The organism is Bradyrhizobium sp. 2TAF36, assembly GCF_052114925.1.
Taxonomy (GTDB): Bacteria; Pseudomonadota; Alphaproteobacteria; order Rhizobiales; family Xanthobacteraceae; genus Bradyrhizobium; species Bradyrhizobium barranii.
In genome coordinates, this window is record NZ_JBFRFR010000059.1 from 1 (window position 1) to 12,699 (window position 12,699).

At 62.9% G+C, this 12,699-nt stretch carries 9 protein-coding genes; 4 read left to right on the top strand and 5 right to left on the bottom strand.

What is annotated here, in order from left to right; all coding sequences use genetic code 11:
* Window positions 1-223: 223 nt before the first annotated feature.
* Window positions 224-1,192 (bottom strand): glycosyltransferase family 2 protein, encoded by a 969-nt coding sequence (locus tag AB4Z51_RS30005; protein WP_085403208.1) that lies wholly within the window; start codon window positions 1,190-1,192, stop codon window positions 224-226.
* A gap of 479 nt (window positions 1,193-1,671) precedes the next feature.
* On the opposite strand from AB4Z51_RS30005, the gene AB4Z51_RS30010 reads away from it, so the two are divergent.
* Window positions 1,672-2,850: a glycosyltransferase gene (locus AB4Z51_RS30010; protein ID WP_441498599.1), complete on the top strand. Its 1,179-nt coding sequence runs from the start codon at window positions 1,672-1,674 to the stop codon at window positions 2,848-2,850.
* 57 nt (window positions 2,851-2,907) lie between these two features.
* Here the strand turns inward: AB4Z51_RS30010 and AB4Z51_RS30015 are convergent, their stop codons facing one another.
* Window positions 2,908-3,534, bottom strand: a complete 627-nt coding sequence (locus tag AB4Z51_RS30015) for an alpha/beta hydrolase (RefSeq protein WP_085403112.1) — start codon at window positions 3,532-3,534, stop codon at window positions 2,908-2,910.
* Window positions 3,531-4,469: a ring-cleaving dioxygenase gene (locus AB4Z51_RS30020; RefSeq protein WP_085403113.1), complete on the bottom strand. Its 939-nt coding sequence runs from the start codon at window positions 4,467-4,469 to the stop codon at window positions 3,531-3,533. The genes AB4Z51_RS30015 and AB4Z51_RS30020 overlap by 4 nt, the downstream gene beginning before the upstream one ends.
* Window positions 4,470-4,599: 130 nt before the next feature.
* Here AB4Z51_RS30020 and AB4Z51_RS30025 point away from each other — a divergent pair, with 130 nt between their 5' ends.
* Together AB4Z51_RS30025 and AB4Z51_RS30030 are read left to right on the top strand one after the other, a co-directional pair.
* Window positions 4,600-5,511, top strand: coding sequence for a LysR family transcriptional regulator (locus AB4Z51_RS30025; RefSeq protein ID WP_085403115.1), 912 nt, complete (start codon window positions 4,600-4,602; stop codon window positions 5,509-5,511).
* A 158-nt stretch (window positions 5,512-5,669) separates the two neighbouring features.
* The gene (locus AB4Z51_RS30030) at window positions 5,670-7,817 is read left to right on the top strand and encodes an adenylate/guanylate cyclase domain-containing protein (RefSeq protein ID WP_441498600.1); all 2,148 of its coding nucleotides are present in this window, start codon (window positions 5,670-5,672) and stop codon (window positions 7,815-7,817) included.
* Between the two features lie 105 nt (window positions 7,818-7,922).
* On the opposite strand, the gene AB4Z51_RS30035 is transcribed toward AB4Z51_RS30030, so the two are convergent.
* Both AB4Z51_RS30035 and AB4Z51_RS30040 read right to left on the bottom strand, forming a co-directional pair.
* Window positions 7,923-10,613: a hybrid sensor histidine kinase/response regulator gene (locus tag AB4Z51_RS30035; RefSeq protein WP_085403117.1), complete on the bottom strand. Its 2,691-nt coding sequence runs from the start codon at window positions 10,611-10,613 to the stop codon at window positions 7,923-7,925.
* Window positions 10,610-11,641, bottom strand: coding sequence for an ABC transporter substrate-binding protein (locus tag AB4Z51_RS30040; RefSeq protein ID WP_085403118.1), 1,032 nt, complete (start codon window positions 11,639-11,641; stop codon window positions 10,610-10,612). The genes AB4Z51_RS30035 and AB4Z51_RS30040 overlap by 4 nt, the downstream gene beginning before the upstream one ends.
* A 296-nt stretch (window positions 11,642-11,937) precedes the next feature.
* Between AB4Z51_RS30040 and AB4Z51_RS30045 the strand changes: the two genes are divergently transcribed.
* On the top strand, window positions 11,938-12,693 hold the full coding sequence (locus tag AB4Z51_RS30045; RefSeq protein ID WP_085403209.1) for a hypothetical protein: 756 nt from the start codon (window positions 11,938-11,940) through the stop codon (window positions 12,691-12,693).
* Window positions 12,694-12,699 lie beyond the last annotated feature (6 nt).

Below are 12,699 nucleotides of genomic sequence, written 5' to 3' on the forward strand. Positions count from 1 at the left end.
GGAAAGTGCCTCCAAAAGCGCAATATCGCGTCGCGATACCCACTTTGGCCAGTCATTGGACGCTCCGACGCGAGACATCGGCCGCCTGCAACGATTGGCGACCACGGCCGCGTGCCGACCTATCCGTTTGCACACACCCAAGACCCATAGGGGACCTTGCCATTTCGAGCGGCGGTCAGTTAGCTGCGCTATCAGATCAGAGCGTTCCCGCAGAAAGGATGAATTAAATTGCACCCGGCGCGCGCGCCCGAGCACGGATGATCTTGTTGAGAGCCATCAGGACCGAGGGGCGCAGGATTTGGATTGCGTCACGGATCGTTGCGCCGAGTGGCTGCCGGCCGATCCGTCCGCGTAGTCGAGCAACCCGCAACGCACGCACGACCGTTTCAGGATCGGGAAGTTCTCCTTTATCTTCCAAAAGGCTCCAAGTGAGGCGTTTGAGATCGACTGTCTCTTGGTCAATGTGAGTGAACGACCCGTCTGCCGTGATGCAGGGGTGGTTGGTCATGTCGTAAAAGATAAGACCATCGTCTATCGCTACCATGTCACCATGGCAGGCCAGATCAATGAAGAACAGTTGGTCGACCCCCCAACTTATCGACTTGTAGTTTCGCATCAGGCAGCCGGCTTTGACGACGTTGCTATTGACCAACAGCGTCGATGGGACAATTCCGAGCGACCGCGTTTTGCCCACCAAATAGAGATCAGTCAGGCACTGTTGGCCCGAATACACGTAAATCTCACCCCCTTGCCGGTACTTTATGCCTTTGTCTTGCACCAGATGGCTTGTGGAGGTGATGACTGCCGCGGCGGGGTAGGCCAACGCAAGTCTCGCGAAAGACGTAAGCGCCCCTGGCGCGAGCCAGTCGTCGTCATGCAACAATTTGATCCAGGGACCGCGACACGCAAGCATCGCATTGTTCGTGTTCTCGACCTGACCACGGCCTCTGCGGTTCTCGACGACTCGGATGCGCGGTTCTGTGCTGACATATTCGGACAAGAGGCGACAACTCTCGCCCACTAACCCTTCGTCGTCGCTGATCACCATTTCCCAATCGGAGAAGTCCTGCTGCAGCACGCTTTCGATCGCGCGTTGCAGCCCAAAAGGACGTCGAAAGGTTGGGATCGCGACCGAAATGAACGACCGGAGTTCCGCCTCGCTGTTCGACAGTTCTGCTGGAGACACAATCATCATCCCCTAGACGCAAGACCGCTCAACAATAACAGTTCTCGGGGAGCGGCAACATCCTAGATGTCCGGATGTGGCCCTTAGCGGACAAATCCGCGTCCTGAACAGTTGGACCGCTCTTGCCGCTTAGCGGACCTGGCCATCAGCTCCAATGTCCGCGTTGGCCCATAAGCGGCCTTCCTCTCCTTACGGCTGTAACCATCTCCCTCCGGGGAGACATCGTTCGGTAGCGCGCGCCGCTCCATTCTTGGCGTGGCCCGCGCGAACACAAGCGCAGCCACGCGTCCGTCCGGAAGCCTGCATTGGGTTGCGCAGGATGGATTGCGACAGCGCATTCGCAACCGTGACGAAAGGGTTCTACGATGTCTTATAATTTTCTGCTGGCGTCGTGGGGGACCCTCGGGAATTTGAGCCCGCTGCTGACTGCGGCGCGGAGATTGCACCGGAATGGACATCATATCCGGGTGATGGCGGATCCGGCGATGCGCTCGGAAGTCGAGGCCTCCGGCTTTGCATTTGTCGCATGGCGCCGCGCCCCGACCGGAAAGGCTGCGGATCCGGTGGACGTCTCGGATGTGAAAGACTTTCTACGCCAGGCCGTCTTTGATCCTGCTGCGCTCTATGCGGCCGATGTACGGGATGAGATCGGCCGTATGCCGACGGATGCCGTTCTCGTGCTTGACGTGCTGTTTGGAGCTGCGCTCGGGGCGGAGGCGTCAGGCGTGCCTTTCGCTCTGCTGTCCCCTCATGTCAGCATTCGGCCCCTGCCGGGAATGCCGCCGGCCACCAGCGGGTTGAGGCAACCGAAAACGTCGGAAGAGCGCGCCGAAGTCGACGCCGCCAATGCCAGGCTTACCGAAACACTCAATGTGTTTCTGCCAAGTCTCAACCGCGCGCGTGCCGATCTGGGTCTTCCGCTTCTGGCAGATGTCTACGATCTGTTCGATCGGGCCAACCGGCTTTTGCTCGCGACCAGTCGAGCGTTCGACTTTCAAGCGGACGCGCTGCCCGACAATTTCCGCTATGTCGGACCGCTGCTCGATGTACCGAACTGGTCAAAATCTCGGCAGACGGAGGCGTGGCGAGCGCCATGGTCGGCTCAGTCGGATCGTCCTCGCGGGCTGATCGCATGCAGCACGGGCGCGCAGGGTCAGCGCGAGCTGTTTCAGCGCATTATCAACGCGATGGAGGCGGTCGAGATCGATGCCCTTGCAACAGCCGGTCCCAATGTCGACGTCGCCGATCTCCGGGCTCCGAAGAACGTGCATTTGGTCCGGGGCGCTCCCCATGACCTCGTCATGAAGGATGTTTCCGTGGTGATCTCGCAAGGCGGCCACGGAACGACCACGCGTTCACTCATCAACGGACTGCCGCAGCTCATCCTGCCAATGGGGCGAGACCAGGCTGCCAACGCCGCGCGCGTCGAAGCGAAGGGGGCAGGGCTTCAATTGCCTCCAACCGCCTCCGAAGCGGAAATTGCCGCGGCGGTGAACCGATTGATTGCAGAGCCGCAATTCAGGAAGGCGGCCTGTCTGCTCGGCGAGGCCATGAAAGTCGATATCGATCGGTCCGGCCTCGTCGACGAGATGGAGGCGATCGCCACCATTGGCCGCGCGGCGAGACCGCAACCGAAGAAACAATCGCTTCGAAAATCTGCCTGACGGATCGCAAGGCGAATGAGCGGCGCACCGTTCGTGAACGATGCGCCGCTCGTTGGTTCATGCCGCTTTGGCGTCGACGCTGCCGATCCAGTTGCGGGCCAGCGTGACGTCGGCCTGCGACAATTGATGGCCTGCCGGCAGGACCTTGTGGTCGACACGCGCGCCGGCTTCCGACAACAGCGCCGCAAGCGTTGCCGAATTGCTCGCCGGCACGATCGGATCGGCCTGCCCGGACAGCAGCAGAATCGGCTTGCCGCCAAGCTCTGCCTTCGGCGGATCCGACAGCGGCACCATGGCACGCAGCAGGATTGCGCCTGCCAGGACGTCCGGCTTCAGCAGCAACAGCGCGGCTGCGATGTTGGCGCCGTTGGAGAAGCCGACCGCAACCGGCGCGGCGATGCCGTATTGCTTCCGCGCATCCGCGACGAAGTCGCCGAGCTCCAGCGCGCGCCGGCGCACGTCGTCCTCGTCGAACACGCCCTCGGCGAGACGGCGGAAGAAGCGCGGCATGCCGTGCTCGAGCACGCGGCCACGCGGCGAGAGCAGCGCGGAGCCGGGCGAGATCATCTTGCCGAGCCCAAGCAGGTCGTTCTCGTCACCGCCGGTGCCGTGCAGCAGCAGCATCGGAGGGGAGCCCGCGCTGGTCGCGGGCTCGAAACGATGGATGAATGTGCTCTCGGTCATGACGCGCTTTCTTCCAGGCTCGGCAGAACATTTTCGATCTGCTTGCGCTGCGCTTCGAGGAAACTCGGCAGCTTCAGATCACGTCCCAGCGTTGCGACCGGTTCGTCGACGGCGAAGCCGGGGATATCGGTCGCGATTTCGAACAGCACGCCGCCGGGTTCGCGGAAGTAGATCGAGCGGAAGTAGTTGCGGTCCCTCTGCTCGGTCGGATGCAGGCCGTGATTGCTCACGAGCTTTTGCGCCATCCGGCCCTGCTCGGCGTCGTCGGCCGCGCGGAAGGCGATGTGATGGACGGAGCCGCCGCCCTGATGTCCGCGCAAAAAGCCCTTGGCCTCGTAGATGTCGACGACGCTGCCTTCGGCATCGCCCGGCGCCTTGAAGCGGATCACCGAGCCCTCGCGTCCGGTCTCCTTGAAGCCGAACACGTCGGTGAGCACGGAAGCCGTCTTCGCCGCGCTGTCGAGCAGCAAGGTCACGCCATGGAAGCCGCGGATCGCGTGCTCGGCCGGGACGTCGCCATTGCTCCAGCCGGGCTCGTTCTCGGCACCGGGGACACCCACAAGCGCGAGCGCCATGCCGTCAGGGTCGGTGAACGGCAGCACGGACTCGCCAAAACGCTTCTCCAGCGCCTCGTAGGCGATGTCCTTCTCGGTGAAGCGCTGCGTCCAGTAGCCGAGCGAGCGCTGCGGCACACGGAAGGCGGTCTGATGGGTCTCGCCGACGCCGCGGCGACCGGCGGGCACGCCGGCCCAGGGGAAGAAGGTCAGGATGGTGCCGGGGCGGCCGGTCTCGTCGCCGTAATAGAAGTGGTAAGTGCCGGGATCGTCGAAATTGACCGTCTTCTTGACGAAGCGCAGGCCGAGATCCCGGGTGTAGAAGCCGAAATTGCGGATGGGATCGCCGGCGATCGCGGTGACGTGGTGCAGTCCAGACATTGTCGTCCTCCAGAATTCGGGGAGCGGTCTTGCTCTGGGTGGAAATATCGTTCCGCTTTGGATTGGAGACAATCCATGCAAATATGACATCTATGTCTACGATTTGGAAACAATCGCCGGGGGCCGGCCCTTGGATAAGGTCGCCAGCCTCCGGGCCTTCGTGAAGGTGGTCGAAAGCGGCAGTTTTGCCGAGGCGGGCCGGCAGCTGCGGCTGTCGCGCTCGGCGATCAGCAAATACATCGCCGACCTCGAGGAGAGCCTCGGCGTCCAGCTTCTGAACCGGACGACGCGCCACGCAAGCCCGACCGAGAACGGCCAGCGCTACTTCGAGCGCGCGGTCGTGATCCTCTCGGAGATCGAGGCCGCCGATCAGGCGGTGGCGCAGGCCCAGTCGGCGCCGCGCGGCCTGCTACGGGTCAACGCGCCGATGTCGTTCGGCACGATGCGGCTCGGTCCTGTGCTGGCCGATTTCATGGCGCGCTATGGCGAGCTTCAGCTCCAGATCGTGCTCAGCGACGATCTGCTCGATCCCGTCCAGGACGGCTTTGACGTGACGCTGCGGATTGCGGAATTGGAATCCTCGAGTTTGATCGCGCGAAAAATCATGCCGGTGGCGCGCATGATCTGCGCTTCGCCCGATTATCTCGCGCGTCACGGCACGCCAAAGCATCCGCAGGACCTGCGCGAGCATGTCTCGTTGACCTACGGCTTCCTGCTGACAGGCAATCAGTGGAAGCTCACGGGCAGCGACGGCGATCACTGGATCCAGCCGGCCTGGTCGCTCTGCGTCAACAATGCCGAAGTGCTGCGCGACGTCGCGATCAAGGGCAGGGGGCTCGCGCTGCTGCCGGAGTTCATTGCCGCCGATGCGTTGAAGAAGGGCGAGCTGCGGACGGTGCTGGACAAATATTCCGCGCCGCCACTGGCGCTCTATGCGGTCTATCCGCCGACCCGGCATTTGTCGGTGAAGGTGCGGCTGTTCATCGATTTTCTGGTTGAGCGGTTTGGGCGCGAGGAGGAGGCGGGTGTGCGGACGCGCTGAGGTAGGCGCGGGCTCATCAAGCGGCCGGCCGATGTCTGCTTGGCCCCGAACAGCGGCCGAGAAGCGGGGTATTTTGCCTTTGGGCCAGAAGGCGGCACAAACGGATGGGCAATCCTTGCAACCCATTGTAGAATAGGGGCGGCTTGGAATTGCGTACCATGGCGCAGGAGCGGCCAGTCCGGGTTGAGCGCAGGTTAGCGGCTATCTTGGCCGCCGACGTGGTTGGCTATTCGCGACTCATGCATCGCGACGAAGAGGACACACACGCTAGACTGACTTCCCTTTTAACGGAGGCTGTCCACCCGGCGATCGCCGAACACCGCGGCCGCATCGTCAAGAATACCGGCGACGGATTCCTGGCAGAGTTTCCAAGCGCGGTCGAAGCGGTCCGCGGGGCCGTGCAGTTCCAGACCCGTATCAAGGAGATAACGATCGACGAATTAGGAGACACGCGCATTGCTTTGCGCGTGGGTATCAATATCGGCGACGTAATCGTCGAACCCCACGACATCTTTGGGGATGGCGTTAACATCGCGGCTCGGCTTGAGGGCATCGCGGAGCCGGGCGGCATATGCATCGCGTCTTCTGCCTACGATCAAATCCGAGGCAAGGTCGGGGTACAGTTCGCTGATTTGGGCGAGCAAAACCTCAAGAACATTGCTTGTCCCATCAGATCCTACGCCGTGGTCTGGGAGACGCCTAGCCAAGCGACACGGGCCTCAACTGCGACCACGTCGCCCACGATACTTGGCCACGGTAGCGAGCCAGTCTCGCATGTTCGCCAAAGGAAGTACCCGTTTGGTCCGTTCAGGATTGTGAGAAGCCACGAGGAAACGGGCCTGATCGGCCACAGCGCGGTAAAAGAAACCGCTGCTCGCCGAGCAATGCATCTACTGGCCAACATCAAATCTGGTCCCAATACCGTACTCGGCATGATGTTCTTACTGGCAGCGGTAGGCGCTTTGGCCGTTGGATTGATTGGCTATTGGACGACCTGGAAACCGGCTCGCACCGAGCTTGTGCACGCGAGTACTGCACCGCGCACGCCGACGGGCTCAGTGATCAAGCCGACCCACTCTCAGGGGCCGATAGTTCTGATCCTCCCTCTCATCAATAATACTGGAGACCCAAGATATGATGCAGTTGCCTCGATCTTGACCGAGCATATTGGCGCCTCGATTGGCAAGTTCTCTTCCTTGCGTGTCATCGAGCGCTCCCTCGCTGAACCAATGACGACGACCGAATACGGGCAACTAGCACGAAAAACGAGCGCCCAGTATGTCATTGGTGGCAGCCTGAGAGGTTCGGCCAAAGGCATGGCTATCAGTATTCAACTGAGTGATGCGCTCGCGGCGAGTTCGGTATGGTCAAGGAACTTTGAGGTTGGCTCCGAAATTATCTCGTCGACATCGCTTCAAGACGAACTCGCTGGTCAAGCTGCAACGTTAATCGCTGCCTATCCGGGTGCTATTGCGACCGCCGAGTACAAGCGGGTGCAGGCGAAGCCGACCGGCGAGCTCAGCTCTTATGAGTGCATTATCCAAGGCGTACTTGCAGGAACGGTCGGCACACCCGCAGCGGTGATCAGAGCGCGCGAATGTCTCGATCGCGTCACCCGCGAGGAGTCCGCCAACGCCACTGCCTGGGCAGTATTGGCTGGCGTTATGCTCAATCAGCGGTCGTTTGGGTTCGGATTGCCTCAAGACGAAGCGAGAAGCATCGACAAGCGGCTCTATCTCAACGAAGCGATCTTGAAGGCATCACTGCGTGCGGCCGAGCTAGCGCCGGATGATAGCTTCGTTCGCTTTCGCCTGGCCATTGGATACTTCGCCAATTGTCAGACCGACTTGCTGCAGTACGAAGCTGAAAGGGCGATTGCACTCAATCCATATGATGCCTACGCGATAGGTTCGTTGGGGCTTAGCCTGGCGTTTTCGGGACATTGGGATGCTGGCGCGGCCATGGCCGAAAAAGCGCTTGGCTTAATGGGAGCGAGTGCACCGAGCTTGTGGTGGTATGCGCCCGCAAAGCGACATTGGTCTAGAGGTGAACATCAGGAAGCTTACGAAACATTTCGCCGTGGTTACGTCGAGGGTCTTTGGCTTAGTCATCTCAACATGGCTTACGCGCTCGCATCCCTCGACAGGCTCGACGAAGCAAAAGCCCATGTTACCAAGCTATTGAAACTTGAGCCTGAGTTCTCCATACGCGAGGCAAACAGCTTCTTTCGGACGTACTGCCTCGAACCTTCGTTCCGCGAAAAAATGGCGAGCGCGTTGCGTAAAGCCGGGCTACCTGAGGAATGACAACGGTCCACCGCGGAGTTCGGCTTCGGGTCGCAAGCGGAAGGCGCTAGCGATCAGATGGTCCGCCAGGCCAAATCCGGGCTCGGCAAACTGGTCTGAGCATCCCTAACTGACTGAACGCTGCTCGGCCGGCCGGAGCAGATCGTCCAGCGCACTCATCGAGGCATCACGAAGTGCGGTGAGATCGCGCGCGGCGCTCTGGCATTCGGATGGGGACATCGAGGGCGCCGCCAGTTCGATCTCACGGCTGCGCTCGAACAAGCGGACGAGGCCGAGCGCGCCGGCGGCGCTGCCGAGCTGGTGCGTGAGCCGCGCAAGCTGCTTGTGATCGCCAATCGCTGCCGCCTTGGCGATGTCTGCGATCAGCTTGCCGCTGGTCTCCCCCAGCAAATGATGGAGCTTTTCGATTTGCGCGGGGCCGAGCAGCTCGCGCTGGTCGTCGAGGAAATGCAGGTCGATCAATGCGCCCGCGGCGAGTTGTGGTGCGGCCGGCTCATCCGGGGCGTCCTCGATCGCCTCGCGCAGCGCGTTGATCAGGATCGGCTTGCTGACGACCTTGGCGATGCCGGCGCTTGCGAGTCGCTCGCGGGCACTGGTGGACACGTCGGCGGTCACGGCGATGATGCGCGGCATTTTCGGCAGACCGAGCTTGCCGATTCGCGATGCCGCCTCGACGCCGTCCATGTCGGGCATGTGCAGATCCATCAGGATGATGTCGAATGCCTGATCGCGGGCGAGCGCGATGGCCGACGCGCCGTCTCTCGCGATCGTCGCGCGATGGCCGAGCCGGTTCAGGATCGCCTCGCCGACCTCGCAATTGACGGGATCGTCGTCGACCAGCAGCACCCGGAGCTGCCGCGACGGCGGCGGGACCGCGCCTTGCGCGACGCCGCTTGCGGCGAGGCCGAGCGGCACCTGAAGCGTGAACGTGCTGCCCGCGCCCGGCGTGCTCTCCACCGTCAGCTCGCCGCGCATCAGGCGCGTGAGCCGGCGCGCGATCGCGAGTCCGAGGCCGGTGCCGCCGAACCGCCGCGCGATGCTGTCGTCGGCCTGGACGAAATCGTCGAAGATGCGCTCGTGCATGTCGGGCGCGATGCCGATGCCGGTATCGCGAACGGTGATGCGCAGCAGGACATGATCGTCGCGTTGCTCGGCGGCCGCCGCGAGCGCAATTCCGCCGTGCGGGGTGAACTTGATGGCATTGCCGATCAGATTGAGCAGGATGCGGTTGAGCCTGACCGGATCGCCGTGCACCGATGTGTCGACCGTCGCATCGCAGGCGAGGTCGAAGGTCAGGCCCTTGCCGAAGGCTTGCGGACACATCAGCTCCGCTGCGGTCTCGATCAGCTGGTGGAGGCGGAAGTCGCGCGTCTCCAGCGTTTCGGTGCTGGCCTCCAGGCGGGCATATTCCAGGATGGCATCGACCAGCGCGATCAGCGTTTCGCCCGATGCCTCCGCAGTCGCGAGGTGGCGGCGCTGGGCCTCGCCGAGGCTGCCGTCGTCGAGCAGCTGCAGCACGCCCATGACGCCGTTCAGCGGCGTGCGCAGCTCGTGGCTGACGACGGCGAGGAAGCGCGACTTGGTCTCGTTGGCCAGCACGGCGGCCCTGCGCGCGCGCTCGGCCGCGTCATGCTCGGCCAGGGCCTGATCGCGGGTCTTTTCGAGTTCGGCGGTCCGCTCGACGACCTTGCGCTCGAGCGTCGCATAGGAGTCGCGCAAGTGAGCGGCCATCCGGTTGAACTGGTCGCCGAGCGCTTCCAGCTCGTCGCCGGTCTTGATCGCGAGCCGCAAGCCGAGATCGCCGCTGCCGATCCGCCGCGCGCCCTGCGTCAGGATCTGGATCGGCACGGTCATGCGCCGGCTGAGCCAGAGGGACACCAGGACCGCGCAGGCGAGCAGGACGACCAGGAGAAACGTCGCGCGTCCGATCGATGCATAGATCGGGGCGTAGGCTTCGCTGAGCGGAAGCTCGACGAACACCAGCCAGCCGAGCGAGGGGACCGTCGCATAGGTCGAGAGCACGCGCAGGCCTGTTAGATCCCCCTTGACCAGGCCGCCCGAAGGCGGCCCCACGCCATCGAGTGCGGCGCGCACGTCGGCATGCCCGGAGAGATCGGTCCGTTGCAGCGCCGGCCACAGATCGGGATGCGCGATCAGGACTCCCATGCGGTCGACCACATAGGCCTTGCCGGTGTTGCCGACCCTGATCCCGGCGACGAGGTCCCAGATGAAGCGCAGATTGACGTCGGCTACGATCACATTGGGATTCCGTCCGGTCCCGCGCGTGGCGAGCGTCATGAACGGCTCGGTGTCGCCGAGGAAGTAGACCGGCCCGTAATAGGCCCGGCTTTCATTGGCACCGCGGAAGGCCGGCGAGGCCGAGAGATCGGCCTTGCTGCCGACTCTGTCCGCGACACGGCGCGACACGCGCACCTGCTCGCGGCCCTGCGAATCGAGCTCGGCAATTTCCGCGATCGCGGGCGAGAGGCGCAGGAGCCGGATGGCGTTCAGGCGGTCGTCTTCGTTGCTCGACAGCTCCGGAGGCAGCCGCGAGAGCCATCTGATCTGGCTTTCGATCTGGCCGATGAACTGGCCGATCTGGATGGCCGCGCTTGCTGCCTGCTCGCGCTGGGTCGCCGCGAGAAGCTGCTTCTGCTCGCGATAGGAGAACCAGACGTCGAAGCCGGTGTTGATGGCGAGTGCGGCAAAGGCGAGGGCGACGATCGAGTAGAGATATTTTCGGAACAACCGGCCCGGGGGCGTCCGCAAATGTCCCTGGTCGATCGCCTCGTTCACTCGCGGATCTCGTCGGCGCGCGCCAGCAGCGTGAATGGAATGTTCAATCCGAGCGAGCGGGCGACAGTGCGGTTGATCAGGAGCTCGTATTTCCGCGGCGATTGCACCGGCAGATCTCCGGCCTTGGTGCCGCGCAGGATGAGATCGACGTAATCGGCCGAGCGCACCTCCAGCGTCGGCCCGTAGCTCATCAGTCCGCCCGCATCCATGAAGTAATGGAACGGATAGATCGTGGGGACGCGATGCTTGGCCGCCGCCGCCACGACCGCCTGACGGTGGACCACGAGGAAGCTGTCGACCAGCGCAACCAGCGCCGCCTTGGGCGGTTCGGAAAAGCGCCTGATGGTTTCGTCGATGTCCGTTGGCGCGTTAACGGGCGCGGGGGCCACGGACACCCCTGATGTCGCAGCTTCCTGCTCGATCGATTCGAGGAAGAAGCGCCCGGCGCGGGGCGTGGTCGCCGGGTTGAAAAGGACGCCGACGCGCGCGAGACCCGGCACCGCCTCCCTGATGAGCTGAAGCCATTTGCCGCCCATTTCGGCGGTGCTGTTGGTGAAGCCGGTGACGTTGCCGCCCGGATGCGCGAGGCTTTCGACGAAGCCGTTGCCGACGGGATCGTTGGCGGTCGCGAAAACGATCGGGATGGTTTTGGTGGCGGCAAAGACTGCGGCGGTTTCGATGGTCGAGCCGGTCAGGATCACGTCCGGCTTGAGCTCGAGCAACTCCTGGACCGCGGTCTTGAGCTTGTCCGGTCCGCCGAAGGTCGAACGAAGTTCGAGGCGGAAGTTGACGCCTTCGACCCAGCCTCGCTGCCTCAAGCCGACGATGAGACCACCCAGGCGGGAGGTCGGGCTGTCGGTCATGCTCCGTCTGGTCAGTTCGTCGTCGAGCGGCAATCCCGTCAGCGAGGCAACGATCCGCATGCGATCTGACGTTGCGCCGATCGCAATCCATCCTGCAGCGGTTGTGCCCGCGAGGCGAATGAAGCCGCGGCGATCGAGCGCGAACGCGGAAGGCCGTTCGGTCATGGAATTCTTTGCACGATGGTCTGTCCCAAGCCGGATGCTTAACGCGAAAGGGCGGTGTCCACAATTGATGAAAAAATGCGCTTATGAATGTTCATTCGCAGCATTCGGCAGTCCGATACCGTATTCCTACCCGGCCAAAGAGTCGCTGTTTCGAGCTTTGTCTGCTCCGTGACGATCTGCAACGCATTGTGGCGTTGCAACATTTCCCGTCTCGTTGAGACGACGGTTCGGAGAAGTCGATTTCTGAGCGGCTGATTTTTTGAAGCGTTGTTTCAGGTTTGTTTCGAAGGTTGTCGATGCGCAAAATCTATCTTCTTCCGGCCCTCGTGGGCCTGCTGACCTCTGTTGCAGCCGGGCCGCTCGCGGCTCAGGGAGTGGTGCCGAAGCAGAAGGCTGCGCCGGCACCCAGAGCCGCCGCTGCCGGTGCGGCGCCAGCTGCCGCCGCCGGTGCGCCGGTCGCTGCTGCGACCGAGACGCCGGCCGCCGGTGCGGACGACAAGACGACCAAGGCGATCGACGGCTTCCGCTCCGCCAAATTCGGCATGAACGAATCCGACGTGCGCGCGGCGATGACCAAGGACTTCAGCGCCAAGCCCGACGCGATCAGGGCGCAGGACAACGCGTCCGAGCTGACGCACAGTCTGCTGCTCTCCGTTCCCGAGCTGCTGCCGAACGGCGGCACCGCCGAGCTCTCCTATGTGTTCGGCTACAAGTCCAAGTCGCTGATCCAGGTCGGCTCGGTCTGGTCGAAGGGGACCGACACGGCGATGACGCCGGAGAAGCTGTTCTCCAACGCCAACATCCTGCGCGCCCATTTCATGGGCGAAGGCTTCAAGCCCGATTCGATCGCGATGAACATGCCCGTCGCCGGCGGCATCGTGATGTTCCGTGGCAGCGACGCCAAGGATCGCTCGGTGATCCTGCTTCTGCAGGGCACGTTCGAGAACAAGGAGAACAACCAGCGTGTGCTGACCCCGACCAGCCTGCTGCTGTTCTACGTCGCGGACGCCAAGAGCCCCGACATCTTCAAGCTGCCGCCCGGCCAGTTCTGATGCCGG